Source organism: Litorivicinus lipolyticus, assembly GCF_009650135.1.
In the GTDB taxonomy this organism is placed as follows: Bacteria; Pseudomonadota; Gammaproteobacteria; order Pseudomonadales; family Litorivicinaceae; genus Litorivicinus; species Litorivicinus lipolyticus.
The window spans coordinates 1,030,707-1,044,765 of the sequence record NZ_CP045871.1 but is presented as its reverse complement, the minus strand read 5'-3'; the positions used below and the strand labels follow the sequence as shown (position 1 = coordinate 1,044,765).

Here is a 14,059-nt window from a genome sequence, read left to right as displayed (position 1 = left end):
CTGGCAAATTCCGGTGCAATTAACTTACAGCGGCGTATCGATTACGACCCGGGTGACGGTGTCCGCCGCAATCTCGACATCCGCCACAGAGCCCTGCCAATCCCCGGCCTGGGGCGCAACTGTGCCGCCCAGCGCAACGCGTGCGACGACCTCAACGCGGTCGTTACCCGCCAGCCCGCCCATCGGTCCCATGCGCATCTCGTCAGTCAATACCAAACGAGTTGGCAAGTCGCCGAAGCGAACGCGCGCCACAACCAACGGCGCCGGCTGATCCGGTGCCATCCGGGCATACACAAAGACCGGTGTATTCGGGTCCACGACCAATTCCGGCTGCCGTTCAATCACCAGTTTTAGCGAGGGTCCGCCTTGACCGAGCGCTTCACGCGCCGCCGCCAAACCCTGGGCGATGACCGCGCGATCCGGCGAATCCGCCGGCGTCAGCGCTAATAACCGCTGCCAATACTCGGCCGCCATTTCAAAATCGCGCAGCTCGAACCCCAGCACACCCATCACACCCAGCGCGACCGTTTCCTCGGCATTCAGGGTCAGCGCGCGTTCAGCCAGCGCCGCCACGCGTTCGACTTGGTCCCGATCCGAGAACAACAATGTCTGCGCTTCCCAGGCCAAAAACTCACTTAGCACGGGCTCATACTGGACATCCAATTCGGCCAACTCGCGCGCCCGCGAAAACTGCCGATGGGCGTCCGCCAACGCGCCGCCCTGCTCGTGCAACTGGCCCAATAAAAAGTAACGTTCCGGCGAATCAAACCGATTCAGGCTGTCTTCAACAAGCCCAATCGCCTGCTCTAAGCTCTCGGCGCGGTCCAATTCACCTTGCAGCGCTTGGCCATCCAAGGTGTAACGCACTTGGTTCATACCACCGAACTGCTGGTAACCCCACAAGGTCGCCCCAAACACTGCCACCAACGACAGTGCCAAGGCCACCACTTTGGGGCCCTGAGCGTCGACACGTTCGCCGTCACCAGAATCCGCCAGCACGCCAGCACGAATCCGATCCAGCTCCAGCGCATAGCGGCGCGGCGTCAACTCGTCCCGACGTTGCTTCAAGTCCGCCAGCCGGTTTTGCCAGATCACGCGGGCCGCCGCCATCGAACTGACGTCATCCGCGCCAAGGGTCGTAAAATGAGCCCGCCACACCGTCCAAAACACCAGCACCGTCAAGGCACCCAACAATCCCCACTCAATCATGCGTCAGCGTCCAGCAAATGGTCGGCAGCACGCCGGTCGTCATCCGTCAGCACCTGTTTTGAGCGCAAAAACCGCAGCCCGATCAAGCCGCCAACCAACAGCAATAGCGGCGGTATCAGCCACAACCACAAGGTCGCGCCGCCAAACTGTGGGGTGTATCGAATGAAGCTGCCGTAGCGTGCCTCGAGCCAACCGATAATGCCCTCATCGGTTTCACCGGCCACCATCAAGGCGTGAACCTTGCGGCGCATGTCCTGGGCGATCGGGGCGTCGGACGAACCAATCGCCTGATTTTGGCATTTCGGGCACCGCAGCTCTTGGACCAGCGCCTTGAAACGGGCTTCCTGGCCGGCATCGGCAAAGGGTAAAGGGTCAACGGAGGCGTTCGCGGCGCCCCACATCATCAAACCCAACAGACTAAAAATACGCAGCAAATTTTCGCTCCCAGACCTTGGCATCCATGACGCCCTGATGGCGTAAAACGATGTCACCATTGGCGTCAATTAAATAGGTTTCAGGCGCCCCGGTAACGCCAAATTCAAGTCCGAGCTGGCCGTCTTTATCGGCAAAATTGAACCGATACGGGTTGCCCTTATCGCGCAACCACTGCAGCGCTTTGTCGTTATCGTCTTTATAATTAAGGCCATAAATCGGCACGGACTTGGCCAAAAAGTTGAGGTAGGGATGCTCGACCACGCAGGCAATGCACCAGGTCGCCCAAACATTGATCAGCGCCGGCCCTTGAATGGTGGATGGGCTGGCCATGCCATCCGTTCCCAGTACCGCCACCGCCAGGTCGGGTAACGGCTGACTGACCAACGCCGTCGGCATCGCCTGGGGGTCCAGGTCAAGGCCGCGCTCAAACAACAGCCCCAGCGCCAGCGCAAGCACCACCGGCAGCGCAAACCACAGCCGTTTCATGCGCGCACTCCGTCAACCGCAGCACGCGCCGTTAAACGTACCCGGTAGCGACGGTCCAGCATTGCGATCGCCCCGCCCACGGCCATGATGAACGAACCCAGCCAGAGGAAATTGATAAAGGGCTTAACACGCAACCGAATCGCCCAGGCATCGTCCAGCGGCTCACCCATGGCAACAAAAAGATCCGAATCCCAGCGATTGTAAATGCCGGCCTCGGTCATCACCTGACCACTCACGCGATAGCGCCGCTTTTGCGGGGTGACTTGACGCATTAGGCGGTCACTGCGGTAAATATTAATCACCGCCTGATCCGCATCCCAATTCGGCCCGGCCACCGTTTCCAGTCGTTCGAATTCAAATCGGTAGCCACCCAACTCGGCTGAATCGCCGACCTGCATCCGCAGATCACGCTCTTGGTTGAAGCCACTGACCATGGCAACGCCGAACGTCAGCACAGCGACGCCCAGGTGGGCCACGACCATGCCGTGATAGCCGGCACCGAGGCGCTTCAGACGGGCAAGCGGATGATCCCCGCGCACCCGCATCCACACATCGGTCAATGTGCCCAGAGCGACCCAAAACGCCGCTGCGACACCCAGGCTGGACCATAACTTAAATTCACCCGAGCCAAGCCCCACCAGTACCGTCAAAATTGCCGTGGCCAACAACACCCAGCGCATTGAGCGCCAAATCCAGGCACTGTCCGGACGTGACCATGGCGCCATCGGCCCAATCGCCATCAACCCAAACAAAACCACCGCTAAGGGCGCGAACAAGGTATTGAAGTACGGCGGCCCGACCGAAATACGCCCCATCCCAAGGGCATCAATGACCAAGGGGTACAGCGTTCCCAGCAACACCATTAGCGCGGCCACCACCAACAACAGGTTGTTGCTCAGCAAAAACCCTTCGCGGCTAAACCAGTGCGGCGCACCAACGCTTTTCAGACGGCCGGCGCGGGCCGCATACAATGTCAGGCTGCCGCCGATAACGATGGCCAAAAAGTACAAAATAAAGCGACCACGTTCAGGGTCCGACGCGAACGAGTGAACGCTGGTCAAGACACCGCTGCGGACCAAAAAGGTCCCCAGCAACGACAGGCAAAACGCCGAAATCGCCAGCAACACGGTCCAAGCGCGGAAACCGCCACGCTTTTCAGTCACGGCCAACGAATGGACCAAGGCCGTGCCAGCCAGCCACGGCATCAGGCTGGCGTTCTCGACCGGGTCCCAAAACCACCAGCCGCCCCATCCAAGCTCGTAATAGGCCCACCACGAGCCCAACGCGATACCCAGTGTCATAAACACCCAGGCCGCCGTTGTCCATGGCCGTGTCCAACGCGCCCAGGCGGCATCTAAACGTCCACCCTGCAGAGCCGCAACCGCAAACGCGAAGGCCACCGAAAAACCGACATAGCCGACATACAGCAACGGCGGGTGGAAGATCAATCCGACATCCTGTAACAGCGGGTTCAGATCAGCGCCATCCAGCGGCACATTCGGCAAGGTGCGCTCAAACGGGTTACTGGTGATGCCGGTGAACGCCAGGAAGCCGATCGAGATCATGCCCAACACCGACAGAATCCGGGCGCGCAAAATCAGCGGCAAATGCTGACTGAGGCCCGCGACCAAGGAAATCCAAAGCGCCAGCACCAAGATCCAAAGCAGCAGCGAGCCTTCGTGACCGCCCCACAAGGCCGAGACTTTGAAGTACCAGGGCATCGCACTGTTCGATTGCTTGGCAATGTAGGCGACTGAAAAATCGTCCATCACAAAGCCGTAGACCAACACGCCAAAGGCCAGCGCCGAGGTCAAAAAGACCCCGTGACTGAGGCCAATAGAGGCGGACATCCAACTACGCCAGCCGGCGTAAGAACCAACCTGCGGGATCACCGCCAACGCCAACGCCATACCAAAAGCAAACCACATGGCCAGGTGGCCAATTTCAGGAATTAACATCAATAAACCTTATTAGCTTCTTGATTTTGCAGTGATTCTGCTATTTCTGGCGGCATGTATTGTTCGTCATGCTTGGCCAGCACTTGAGTCGCCACCAGTTCACGTGCGCCGTTCAACTGGCCCTCGGCGACGATGCCCTGACCCTCGCGGAACAGGTCCGGCAAGATGCCCTCGTAGCGAATGGTCACGCGCTCGGCGTAGTCGGTCACCGCAAAACTGACCTTGAGGCTGTCGCCCGCGCGGACCACGCTGTCTTCGACCACCATGCCGCCGACCCGAATGGTGGTGCCAATCGGGGCGTCGCCGGCGACCACTTTGGCCGGCGGGTAAAACAGGTTGATGTTGGTCGAGAGCGCGTACAGGCCCAAGCCCACGGCGGTACCCAGGCCGATCACGACCAAGCCAATTTGTGCCAGCTTGCGCTTACGTTGTGGCTTCATACTTGCCCTCGACGGCGTTGACGTTGAATCTGTTTAACCAGCGCGGCGCGGCGCCAGCGGTCTTCCAGGCCTAAATAAGCAAAACAGGCGGCGGCGAAGCCGTAGCAAGACCAGACGTAGGGACCGTGTCGGCCCATGGCAATAAATTCAGCAATCGATTCAAAGGCCATGTTCACGCTCCAGTGCCGCTTGGGCCCACGTTGTTGAATGTTCACGTATCAGCAATTGGGTGCGCAAACGACGCAGCACCCAATACCCAGCCAGGCTGTACATGGCCAAAATCGAAATCACCAAGGGCATCCACATCGAGGCCGGCATGGCCGGTCGTTCGGTCAATTTTAAGGTCGCTCCCTGGTGCAAGGTGTTCCACCACTCGACCGAATATTTGATGATCGGAATGTTAATCACGCCAACCACCAACAACAGCGCCACGGCTTTGCCGGCCGCATCGCGCGGCAACGCACCGCGCAGCGCCATCGCCCCGAGGTACAAAAACAGCAAGATCAGCATCGAGGTCAGCCGTGCATCCCACACCCAGTAGGTTCCCCAGGTTGGCTTGCCCCAGATCGCGCCGGTTACCAGCGCCAAAAACGTGACCCAGGCACCGACCACCAAACCGGCTTCGATGGCGGCATCCGCCAGCTTCATTTTCCACACCAGCAACACCAGCCCGGCAGCGGCAAAACCGACGTACAGCGACTGGGCCAGGAAGGCGACCGGTACGTGCAAGAAAATAATGCGGTAGCTGTTGCCTTGCTGGTAATCGATCGGCGCATAGGCCAATCCCCAGACCCAGCCCACCGTCAGCAATAACAAACCGGCGAAACCGAAACCGGCCTGCCAACGCGCACCCTGTTGATAGACGTAAGGCGATGAACCCCACCGATGAAACCATTGCCAACGTCTGGCCATTTATCCCCCTGTAACAATTCTTAACGCGGCAGCCACCGCAATTGGCACCAACGCGACGCTTGCGGCCAACATCGCGCCCATCAATGCCAGCTGGCCCGTGACATCAACGCCGCCGGCAAACGCAGTGCTGGCGCCAGCTCCGAACACCAACACCGGCACAAACAATGGCAGCACCAACAATCCCAATAGGCTACCGCCCCCGCGGGCCGCCGCCAATAGCGCGGCGCCCAGCGAGCCGAGCAGCAAACAGGTCGGTGTGCCGACCAGCAAGGTCAATCCGAGCACCCCAGCCGCGTCGGCGCCGAGCCCAAATGCCAATGCGACCAGCGGCCCCAACACTACAATCGGGGCGACCGCACCCAGCCACAAGGTCAGCACCCGCAACAACACCGTCAACGGCAGCGCCAAATCCGACAACAGCCACTGCTCTAAGGTTCCGTCATCCAAGTCCTCGCGAAACAGCCCGTCCAATGCCAGCAGCACCGCCAGTAACGCCGCGACCCAGACCAGTCCCGGCGCAATTGAGGCCAATAAAGCATTGTTGGCACCCAGCCCGAGCGGGAAGCTGACGCCGACCAGCGCAAAAAACATCACCGGGCGCAGCGACTGACCCGCGTCCGCCCACATCAATTTGAGGTCGCGCCCGACACATTGTAATAAGCGGCTCATGGCTGGCCCAATCGCAGTTGCTGATCGGCGCTCAAACCCGGCGCCGCATGGTGACTGGCCAACACCACACTGCCGCCCTGATCCAGGCGCCCTTGGATGACCGAGCTGAGTTGGGTTTGGGCATCGATGTCCAAGGCGTTGTATGGCTCGTCGAGCAGCCACAGGGGCTTTTTACTGGCCAGCAATGCGGCCATGCCAACACGGCGTACCTGGCCGGTCGACATCTGCCCCAGCGGCACGTCCTCCCACCCCGCCAAACCGACCTTCGCCAGCAACCCATCCGGGTCCGCCGATTCGTTACGCTGATTCAGCAGCCAGGCCAAGTTGGTGCGCGCATCCAGGCGCATTTTCACGCCTGGTAGCGCCGTCCACAGCAGCACCTGGTCGCGTCGCGCGTCGGCATCGTGCTGGCCCTGGATGGCAATGCTGCCGGCGCCAGTATCGAGTAGCCCCGCGATTGCGCGAATTAACGATGATTTGCCGGCCCCATTCGGGCCTTCGATTTGGATCAACTGACCGGCGCCGACCACAAAGCTGAGGTCGCGAAATAGGCAGCGGTCGTCACGACTGACGGTTAGCTGGTTTATACTAAGAATCGGTACATTCATTGAGGCCGGAGTATACAGAGTTGACAGCCGATGTCCGAGGCATCGCCGCCGCACAACCGGCGGCCCCACGTCCAGCCAGTGGTCGCGCCGGCATGGCCGCGTTAGTGGGCACGCTGGGGCAGCTCGGCGCTCACAGTCCGGCCACGGCGGTCAGCGCTCAGGTCACCCACGTTCAGCCACACGCCCAGGGCGGTTTTCAGGTGACCTTGTCGTTAAACGGGCAAACGCTAACCGTTCCCGCCCCAAGCCCACCGGGCAACCCAATTCAGCTATACACGCTAAATGGCGCGGTTCAGGTCGCTACCCTTGGTTGGCAGCGCAGTAATATCCAGCCGCCTCCCGCCCAGCCACACCTGGCAACCTTGTTGAGTGCGTTGGGCAGCCCGCCGGCGGCGACCGCGGCACTGCTACAGGTAACCCTGGCCGACCCGGCGATGGCCGGCTGGGCGGCGCTGCTGGCCCAGCTAACGTCACCGAACTTTGCCAAGCGCTGGATCGGCGACAGCCGCCAATTCGAGGCCATGCTCAGCAAACTGGCGGACGCCATACCGGAGCGCGGCGAACCCTACCTACACCAGCAAGAGCAACGCGCCATCGCCGGCCAAGAGGACCTGCGTCAAGGACTGCCGACCTGGCGTTTTGACATCCCGATTCAGCTGGGTAATCGCTGGATAGACGGCCGGGCCACGCTGCAACGGCGCGGACCACAGGGTAATGTCTGGGAGTTTCAGCTGGAATTTGAGTTACCCAAGTCCGGGCGCGTTGACGTCCGCGTGTGCCTGGCGCCACACGCAATTGACACCCGATTTCGGGCCGAGCGTCCCGGAGTGCTACGCCGGCTGGGCGAATTGACTGAATCCATGACGGCACGCCTGCGCCACATGGGGTTACCGATGCAACCGATCACGTTGGCGCCCTGGATTCGGGCATCCGCCATCAAACCAGCGGACGATCCCGGCAGCACCTTGGATATACGCGTATGAGTGACCACCTAACCGCGACCGGGCTTCGCTATGACGGCACCGGCGCACCAACCGTGACACTGAGTGGCCAAAAAGCCGAGGCCCGGCGCATTATCGCCGAGGCCCGGGAGCAGTCGATTCCGATACTGAAACACCCCAGTTTGGCTCAGGCTCTGGATCCGCTACAGGTCAGCGACGAAATACCCGAATCTCTGTACCTGATCATTGCCGAAATACTGGTCTTGGTTTACCAGCTAGAGGGCCGAGCCGACCCACGCACATCACGAACTTAACGGTATCGTCAGGTCCATTTGGCGGCCGACAAAGTAGCCTTGCACCAAGTCCACGCCCATGTCCGTAACCATGTCTAATTGGGCCTGGGTTTCGATGCCCTCCGCAATGATACGAGGTGAAACGCTGCGTGCGAGCTGAATCACCTGTTTAAGCACGTCTTGTTGCTGGTACTGCTCGGACATTAACTCAATCAAAAACCGATCCAGTTTGATTGCTTCGGGCTTAATGTCGATCAGGCGATAGAGGTTGGACTCGCCGGCGCCAAAGTCGTCCAGATAAATGGCAACGCCCAAGTCACGAATTTTGCTGATCATGTCGCCATTGATGACATGGCCAATGGCCTGTTCGGTAATCTCTAGATTCAGGCGCGCACGAAAGCGTTCCGGCATACCCGCTAGGCGCTCCAAAAACCAGCTTGAGTTGCGCTGGTCGACCACAATGGCCGGCATCACGTTGAAAGTTACGAAGCGGTCATGGCGCGCCATCAACCAGTCGCTAACATCAGCCTGCAAGCGATCCAAGCCCCATAGCGTCCATTCTTTAACAAAGTCATGGCGGACTGCGGCATCAACGATCTCGCCTCCGTTAAATTGTTCTCCGCTTTTGGACACCGAGCGCGATAGGGCCTCGATGCCAACCGGGTCTTTCAGGTCATGCGGATGCGAGATGGGCTGGTAAATCATGCTGTAGCGCCCTTCATCAAAGTCGCTAAAAAGCTGTGCCTGGCGGCGGCGTACGTTTTTGGCGTCATCTTTGCTGCGCGATGAGCCCGCATCCGCACGTGATAGCTCCCCGGCGGCGGCGTTGAACAACCCGGTCTGAGCACGCTCAATCAGGTGCTCGGCGCGTGACTCGGGGTTGACCGCCCGGGCATAGCCACCGCGGATGCGAAAGCGCTGATTGATGTCACGAAACACCAACGACCGCTCCAATTCGCGCTGAACACCGACCCAAAATTCCTCGCTGCGCCGGCCGCGCGTATCCCCCGCAAACCAAACCACAAATTGGTTGCCTGCGCCCAGCCACATGCGGTCTTTTTCACCAAGGTTGCGGTTAAATATGGCACGGATCTGGCTCTGCAACGCCTCGGCTTTTTCGCTGCCATGAACGTCCAAAAAATCCTGATAGCGCAGTATTTCAGCCACCACTAGGCTGCCGCTGCCAACGCGACCGCGGATCGCCGTTTGCTGGCCTTGGGAGTTGACCGGGTCGTCGCTGACCGGGTGAAACTGAATTGCAATCCAGCGCTCGTTCGCGGCGCGTGGCAACCGCACCAAGCGCACCTCGAAGCGCACCCACTCTTCGCGCTGTGGGTTGAACAACTGCAAATCCAGCAGTTCACTTTCGCGCCAGCTTTCGGTCCGAATCGCATCCAGCGTCCCGCTAAAGCTTTCACGATCGTGCCCACGCAGCTGATCAACAAGTTCTGCCACGGTGATGTCGTGATCCAGGCCCAGGGCTTCCAGGCTGGTCGGCGGTGCCGACACTCGCATGGACTCGGCGTTAATCAGCATGGGGTAACGGCCGATTTGGTGGCCGCCCGGTTCTTGGATCAGCCAATGCCCACTGACACCCATCGGCGCCCCGCGCCACAGCAGCGGCAACAAAGAAATCACCGACAGGTCACCGGGTTGGCCATTGGTTTTTTGAAAATGCACCAGGTTCATACCCCAGTAAGTGCCATTGATGGCGGTTTTGCATTGCCAATAGTTTTCGCCAGAGCGCATCGCCGAGCGCAGTTCGGGAAGGTTTTGAGCCAGTTGCGATAAGCTGATTTTAATGTCGTCGGCGTGCGGGAAGATCAGTTGACGCATCGGTAAATTGATGTCCAAGAGCAAGTCTCCGTCCATCAAAACCATGGGTGCTGGGGATCCTTCGTTTAGGCGAATCAGTTCGTAAACTTGCACGGCACCCTCCCGGTTACGTCAAGTAGTTTGGCAAATCACTCACTACTCAGCCGTGGCGCCTGTCACATTTTGAATGTGATGAACCCTACTTAATGCAACGGCACTGTGTACCAATGCGCACCCGTTCAAAACCTATAAACGAAGAATCCCCCGGCCTGAAAACAGACCGGGGGATTCTGGAAGCTGGTGCTCACGAGAGGATTTGAACCTCCGACCTCCCCCTTACCAAGGGGGTGCTCTACCTACTGAGCTACGTGAGCGTCGCAGTGCGATGGGCGCGAATCATACCGGCAAGTTCGGTGCTGTCAACCGCTAGCGCGCATCCCAAGCGATTTTAAATTCGACCTGACCTGACGCAGGCGCTGTGTAAAAATGCCAAAAACCGCGTTAGGACTCCCATGCCCGCTATTCACATTCGTCGCGCCAACCACGACGACCTGGCAGCCGTCGTTGCCGGCAACATTAATATGGCCCAGGAAACCGAGGGTCTCAGCCTGGACCCGGTGCGCGTTAGTGCCGGTGTCGGCCACCTGATTGAACACCCCGAACTGGGCCACTACTGGCTCGCATTTTGCGGTCAAACCTTTGCCGGCCAGTGCATGATCACGACCGAATGGTCGGATTGGCGCAACCAGCCCATGTGGTGGTTTCAAAGCGTCTACGTGGTCCCAAGCCTGCGTCGCCGCGGCGTGTTCAGCGCCCTTTATCAGCACGTCGCAACCGAGGCCCAGACCCAGGGCGTGCGCGACCTGCGTCTGTACGTTGAACGCCAAAACCAACCGGCACAGGCGACCTACCGTCAGCTCGGTATGCAGCACAGCCACTACGACATGTTTGAGACTGTTCTTCGGTCTGAGGACTAGCACCCGAGCAGGTGTTGCACCGCCGAGCGCGAACTAAAGTGATTGGGTAGTCAGGAGGGACTAGCCATGATCTTTACACTCGGCGAACGGGCCACACCGGCCAAGCGCGTCCTCACCATCATTCAGGAAGGCGAAGGACTGTCACCCTATGAGGTTTATCGGCAGACCCAATTGGTCGCCTCGACACGCGATGCCGAATGGTATTGCCGTGAACTGGGGCGGCTTGGGCTGGCGTTTCCGAGTCAACAAGGCCGAGCCTGTTGGTATGCGGTTGCGCTGAACGCGGACGAGGTGACCGAACGTTTGCGACTGGTACGTCCCCCGCACCATAAAAATGAAGACGCAGAAGAAACTGACCTATTGGAGCAAGACTCGCAGTAAACTGGGTTCATGCAACGACAAATACAGCGCCGCAAACTCGACGGCGAACTACCCCACGGCCTAATTTTGGATGCGCGATCGCCGGCGGAATTTGCCATCGATCACATCCCAGGGGCCATCAACTTGCCGACCTTGGATGATCAGCAACGCCACGAAGTGGGCACGCTCTACACCCAGGTGAACCCCTTTCAGGCACGCCTCAAAGGCGCCGCCTACGCCAACCGCAACATCGCCGATTACATTGAGCGGTATGCACTGGACTGGCCGCCGAATCATCCGATGTGGGTGTATTGCTGGCGCGGCGGTCAACGCAGCGGCTCACTGGCGCTGGTGCTGAACGAAATTGGCTTTAAACCGACCTTGATCAACGGCGGCTACAAGCACTGGCGCAACCAGGTCATCGCTGAGCTGCCCGGCGCCATTGCTGACCTTGATTGGCGCGTGCTGTCCGGCGCGACCGGGACCGGCAAAACGGCTTTGCTGCATCAATTACAGGCCCAGGGTCAACCCATTCTGGATTTGGAAGGGATGGCCAACCATCGCGGCAGCCTACTCGGTCACCTGGACCCACAACCGTCCCAGCGCGGCTTTGAAACCCAACTGTACTGGGCACTCAAACACCTGCCGGCTGGGGCCCAGGTATGGGTCGAATCCGAGTCCGCCCGGATCGGTCAACTGACGGTTCCCGAACCCTTGATGCGCGCCATTCAAAGCGCCCCCCAAGTCGAAGTCATTGACAGTATTGACGAGCGGGTCCAGCGCTTGCTTGGGGATTACGCGCATTACTGCGGCGGTCAGACCGACCTCAAAGGCCAACTGAGCCGACTGCGTGGTCGCTATGCCAATGACACGATCCAAGGCTGGTTCGACAGCATTGACCGCGGCGACTGGTCGGCGCTGGTCGCCAGCTTGCTGCACGAACACTACGATCCAACCTACGCGCACGGTCAAAAGCGCCTGAGTTCGCACGCCAAACAGGTAGTCAACCGCAGCGGCTTGACGCCCCAGGCGTGCGTCGAGCGCTTGCTGCAGCTGGCTAGTTAAATAGTTCAGCGACCTCGGTTAAGGCCGCCGGGTCCTCGATCGTCGAGGGCACTTGGTAATCCTGGCCGTTGGCAATTTTGCGCAGAATCGCACGCAAAATTTTGCCCGAGCGAGTCTTTGGCAAACGCGCCACAATGTGGGCGGTTTGAAAACACGCGATCGGCCCAATCTTGGCGCGCACGTCGCGCACCAACGCCTGAACGACCTCGTCATCGGACTCGGTGACGCCGTCTTTGAGGATCACCAAGCCGACCGGCAACTGGCCTTTGAGGGCGTCTTCAACCCCGATCACCGCACACTCGGCAACGGCCGGGTGAGCCGCAACGACCTCCTCCATCTCGCCCGTGCTTAGCCGGTGCCCGGCGACGTTGATCACGTCATCCGTACGCCCCATCACAAACAGGTAACCGTCCGCATCGATATAGCCGCCGTCGCCGGACTGGTAGTAACCGGGAAAGGCGTCCATGTAACTGCTTTGGTAGCGTGCGTGATCCCCCCATACGGTCGGAAAACAACTCGGTGGCAACGGCCGCTTGATGACGATATTGCCTTGTTCGCCGGCGCTCAGCTCGACACCGTCATCGTCCAAAATATGGACGTCAAAACCGGGCGCCGGACGGGTTGCACTGCCCTGTTTTATTGGCAAGGTTTCAACACCCCGTGGATTGGCGGCAATCGCCCACCCAGTTTCGGTTTGCCACCAATGATCGATCACCGGCAGCCCGGTTAGCTCATCCAACCAGGTCTGGGTCGGTGGATCCAAACGTTCACCGGCCAAATAAAGTGCCGCCAGGCTTGACAGGTCATAGTCGCGGTACAGCGCGCCCTCGGGGTCTTCTTTGCGGATCGCGCGGAACGCCGTCGGCGCCGCGAACAAAATCTTGACGCGGTATTCCTCGACCACTCGCCAAAACGCACCGGCATCCGGCGTTCGCACCGGCTTACCCTCATACACCAGCGTCGTGCACCCGGTCAGCAATGGGGCATAAACAATGTAGCTGTGGCCAACCACCCAGCCGACGTCGCTGGCGGCCCAGAAAACGTCACCCGGCTGGACGTCATAGACCACGTCCATCGAATGACGCATGGCCACCGCGTGGCCACCGTTGTCACGCACAACGCCCTTGGGCTTGCCGGTGGTGCCGGAGGTGTAAAGGATGTATAGCGGGTCGGTCGCCAGCACGTTGACGCAGTCGGCGGGCTCGGCCGCGGCGCAGGCTTGAGCCCAATCCAATTGAGTCACACCATCGATTGCATAGCCCGCCTGTTCGCGCGCCAACACCAGAACCCGGTCGACCTGATGCGAGGCCATGCCAAGCGCATCATTGACGATCGGCATGTACTCGATCACCCGTGACGGCTCAATTCCGCAGGTCGCCGTTAGCAACACCTTGGGCTGGGCATCGTCGATACGCGTGGTCAATTCCGACGCCGCAAAACCGCCAAACACCACCGAATGAACGGCACCCAAGCGCGCACTCGCCAGCATCCCCAGCACCGCCTCGTAGACCATCGGCATGTAGATCACGACGCGATCGCCGCGACCCACCCCTTGGGCGCGCAACGCACCCGCCAACTGGGCCACGTCGGCCTGCAATTGGGCGTAGGTAATGGTGCGTTTGGTGCCGGTCACCGGCGAGTCATAAATAATCGCGGCCTGCGCACCGCGGCCGTTCTCGACATGGACGTCGACGGCTAGATAGCAGGTATTGAGCTCGCCATCGACAAACCAGCGGTCGCTGCCGTTGGCGTCTTTGCCCAAGGCTTGGGTCGGTTTTTTAGCCCACGCCAAGCTCTCGGCTTGTTCCATCCAATAGGCTTCAGGGTCGTTTACAGAGCGGTCGTGTAGCGGTGCGTAGTACATTCCAAACCTCGGGATTTTGTTGTCCGG

The 14,059-nt window shown here is 59.8% G+C and carries 16 protein-coding genes and 1 tRNA gene; 5 read left to right on the top strand and 12 right to left on the bottom strand.

Annotation, left to right across the window (positions count from 1 at the left end):
• Positions 1-24 precede the first annotated feature (24 nt).
• Genes GH975_RS05395 through ccmA form a run of 9 tightly spaced genes read right to left on the bottom strand, consistent with a single transcriptional unit; the run spans position 25 to position 6,717 of the window.
• Positions 25-1,209, bottom strand: coding sequence for a tetratricopeptide repeat protein (locus GH975_RS05395; RefSeq protein ID WP_153713545.1), 1,185 nt, complete (start codon positions 1,207-1,209; stop codon positions 25-27).
• On the bottom strand, positions 1,206-1,643 hold the full coding sequence (locus GH975_RS05390) for a cytochrome c-type biogenesis protein (protein WP_211365846.1): 438 nt from the start codon (positions 1,641-1,643) through the stop codon (positions 1,206-1,208). The genes GH975_RS05395 and GH975_RS05390 overlap by 4 nt, the downstream gene beginning before the upstream one ends.
• Entirely contained in the window at positions 1,627-2,130 is a 504-nt protein-coding gene (locus GH975_RS05385; RefSeq protein WP_153713544.1) for a DsbE family thiol:disulfide interchange protein, read from the bottom strand. The genes GH975_RS05390 and GH975_RS05385 overlap by 17 nt, the downstream gene beginning before the upstream one ends.
• Positions 2,127-4,088: a heme lyase CcmF/NrfE family subunit gene (locus tag GH975_RS05380; RefSeq protein WP_153713543.1), complete on the bottom strand. Its 1,962-nt coding sequence runs from the start codon at positions 4,086-4,088 to the stop codon at positions 2,127-2,129. Before GH975_RS05380 ends, GH975_RS05385 begins: the two co-directional genes overlap by 4 nt.
• The gene (gene ccmE, locus GH975_RS05375; RefSeq protein WP_153713542.1) at positions 4,088-4,528 is read right to left on the bottom strand and encodes a cytochrome c maturation protein CcmE; all 441 of its coding nucleotides are present in this window, start codon (positions 4,526-4,528) and stop codon (positions 4,088-4,090) included. Before ccmE ends, GH975_RS05380 begins: the two co-directional genes overlap by 1 nt.
• Complete coding sequence (gene ccmD, locus GH975_RS05370) at positions 4,525-4,698, bottom strand: heme exporter protein CcmD (RefSeq protein WP_153713541.1); 174 nt, start codon at positions 4,696-4,698, stop codon at positions 4,525-4,527. Before ccmD ends, ccmE begins: the two co-directional genes overlap by 4 nt.
• Complete coding sequence (gene ccmC / locus GH975_RS05365; RefSeq protein ID WP_153713540.1) at positions 4,688-5,440, bottom strand: heme ABC transporter permease CcmC; 753 nt, start codon at positions 5,438-5,440, stop codon at positions 4,688-4,690. The genes ccmD and ccmC overlap by 11 nt, the downstream gene beginning before the upstream one ends.
• A complete protein-coding gene (ccmB, locus tag GH975_RS05360; protein ID WP_153713539.1) occupies positions 5,441-6,109 on the bottom strand; it encodes a heme exporter protein CcmB in 669 nt (222 codons plus the stop codon). It abuts the gene before it with no gap.
• The gene (gene ccmA / locus GH975_RS05355) at positions 6,106-6,717 is read right to left on the bottom strand and encodes a heme ABC exporter ATP-binding protein CcmA (protein ID WP_153713538.1); all 612 of its coding nucleotides are present in this window, start codon (positions 6,715-6,717) and stop codon (positions 6,106-6,108) included. Before ccmA ends, ccmB begins: the two co-directional genes overlap by 4 nt.
• 20 nt (positions 6,718-6,737) lie before the next feature.
• On the opposite strand from ccmA, the gene GH975_RS05350 reads away from it, so the two are divergent.
• Both GH975_RS05350 and GH975_RS05345 read left to right on the top strand, forming a co-directional pair.
• Positions 6,738-7,700, top strand: coding sequence for a hypothetical protein (locus tag GH975_RS05350; RefSeq protein ID WP_153713537.1), 963 nt, complete (start codon positions 6,738-6,740; stop codon positions 7,698-7,700).
• Positions 7,697-7,972, top strand: coding sequence for an EscU/YscU/HrcU family type III secretion system export apparatus switch protein (locus tag GH975_RS05345; RefSeq protein ID WP_153713536.1), 276 nt, complete (start codon positions 7,697-7,699; stop codon positions 7,970-7,972). The genes GH975_RS05350 and GH975_RS05345 overlap by 4 nt, the downstream gene beginning before the upstream one ends.
• Here GH975_RS05345 and GH975_RS05340 read toward each other — a convergent pair.
• Both GH975_RS05340 and GH975_RS05335 read right to left on the bottom strand, forming a co-directional pair.
• A complete protein-coding gene (locus GH975_RS05340; protein ID WP_153713535.1) occupies positions 7,961-9,880 on the bottom strand; it encodes an EAL domain-containing protein in 1,920 nt (639 codons plus the stop codon). The genes GH975_RS05345 and GH975_RS05340 overlap by 12 nt on opposite strands.
• Positions 9,881-10,064: 184 nt before the next feature.
• Positions 10,065-10,140: transfer RNA gene (locus GH975_RS05335), tRNA-Thr, on the bottom strand.
• Positions 10,141-10,278: 138 nt separating this feature from the next.
• On the opposite strand from GH975_RS05335, the gene GH975_RS05330 reads away from it, so the two are divergent.
• From GH975_RS05330 to mnmH, 3 genes are all read left to right on the top strand, one after another.
• Positions 10,279-10,743 (top strand): GNAT family N-acetyltransferase, encoded by a 465-nt coding sequence (locus tag GH975_RS05330; RefSeq protein ID WP_153713534.1) that lies wholly within the window; start codon positions 10,279-10,281, stop codon positions 10,741-10,743.
• Between the two features lie 66 nt (positions 10,744-10,809).
• The gene (locus GH975_RS05325; RefSeq protein WP_153713533.1) at positions 10,810-11,124 is read left to right on the top strand and encodes a hypothetical protein; all 315 of its coding nucleotides are present in this window, start codon (positions 10,810-10,812) and stop codon (positions 11,122-11,124) included.
• A gap of 9 nt (positions 11,125-11,133) precedes the next feature.
• Entirely contained in the window at positions 11,134-12,168 is a 1,035-nt protein-coding gene (gene mnmH, locus GH975_RS05320; RefSeq protein WP_153713532.1) for a tRNA 2-selenouridine(34) synthase MnmH, read from the top strand.
• On the opposite strand, the gene GH975_RS05315 is transcribed toward mnmH, so the two are convergent.
• Positions 12,161-14,032 carry a propionyl-CoA synthetase gene (locus GH975_RS05315; protein ID WP_153713531.1) on the bottom strand — a complete coding sequence of 624 codons (1,872 nt, stop codon included), beginning with the start codon at positions 14,030-14,032 and terminating at the stop codon, positions 12,161-12,163. The genes mnmH and GH975_RS05315 overlap by 8 nt on opposite strands.
• Positions 14,033-14,059: the final 27 nt, after the last annotated feature.

What these genes read in the sequence shown, in the direction of transcription:
- mnmH (WP_153713532.1), top strand. Translation starts at nt 11,134, where the DNA reads ATGCAACGACAAATACAGCGCCGCAAACTCGACGGCGAACTACCCCAC.
- GH975_RS05345 (WP_153713536.1), top strand. Translation starts at nt 7,697, where the DNA reads ATGAGTGACCACCTAACCGCGACCGGGCTTCGCTATGACGGCACCGGC.
- ccmA (WP_153713538.1), bottom strand. Translation starts at nt 6,717, where the DNA reads ATGAATGTACCGATTCTTAGTATAAACCAGCTAACCGTCAGTCGTGAC.
- GH975_RS05330 (WP_153713534.1), top strand. Translation starts at nt 10,279, where the DNA reads ATGCCCGCTATTCACATTCGTCGCGCCAACCACGACGACCTGGCAGCC.
- ccmC (WP_153713540.1), bottom strand. Translation starts at nt 5,440, where the DNA reads ATGGCCAGACGTTGGCAATGGTTTCATCGGTGGGGTTCATCGCCTTAC.
- GH975_RS05385 (WP_153713544.1), bottom strand. Translation starts at nt 2,130, where the DNA reads ATGAAACGGCTGTGGTTTGCGCTGCCGGTGGTGCTTGCGCTGGCGCTG.
- ccmD (WP_153713541.1), bottom strand. Translation starts at nt 4,698, where the DNA reads ATGGCCTTTGAATCGATTGCTGAATTTATTGCCATGGGCCGACACGGT.
- GH975_RS05380 (WP_153713543.1), bottom strand. Translation starts at nt 4,088, where the DNA reads ATGTTAATTCCTGAAATTGGCCACCTGGCCATGTGGTTTGCTTTTGGT.
- GH975_RS05395 (WP_153713545.1), bottom strand. Translation starts at nt 1,209, where the DNA reads ATGATTGAGTGGGGATTGTTGGGTGCCTTGACGGTGCTGGTGTTTTGG.
- ccmB (WP_153713539.1), bottom strand. Translation starts at nt 6,109, where the DNA reads ATGAGCCGCTTATTACAATGTGTCGGGCGCGACCTCAAATTGATGTGG.
- GH975_RS05325 (WP_153713533.1), top strand. Translation starts at nt 10,810, where the DNA reads ATGATCTTTACACTCGGCGAACGGGCCACACCGGCCAAGCGCGTCCTC.
- ccmE (WP_153713542.1), bottom strand. Translation starts at nt 4,528, where the DNA reads ATGAAGCCACAACGTAAGCGCAAGCTGGCACAAATTGGCTTGGTCGTG.
- GH975_RS05315 (WP_153713531.1), bottom strand. Translation starts at nt 14,032, where the DNA reads ATGTACTACGCACCGCTACACGACCGCTCTGTAAACGACCCTGAAGCC.